The organism is Streptomyces wedmorensis (assembly GCF_000716445.1).
In the GTDB taxonomy this organism is placed as follows: domain Bacteria; phylum Actinomycetota; class Actinomycetes; order Streptomycetales; family Streptomycetaceae; genus Streptomyces; species Streptomyces wedmorensis.
On the sequence record NZ_JNWK01000254.1, the window covers coordinates 1 to 202 of the forward strand.

1 pseudogene is annotated in these 202 nt (G+C 68.3%); it reads right to left on the reverse strand.

What is annotated here, in order from left to right:
- Positions 1–202 (reverse strand): annotated as a pseudogene (locus OO54_RS41310) (sugar ABC transporter permease); the annotation flags it as partial.

Here is a 202-nt window from a genome sequence, read left to right on the forward strand (position 1 = left end):
GGGGGAGAGCGGGTCGGGCAGCGTGACCCCGAAGGCGTCGTTGACGTTGCCGACCAGACCGAACTGGGTGCCGTACATGAAGCCCCAGATCAGGCTGGCGACGACCGCCGGCACCGCGTACGGCAGGAAGATCGAGACGCGGAAGAAGGTCTTGCCGTACAGCCGGCCGCTGTCGATCGCCAGCGCGACCAGCAGGGCGATG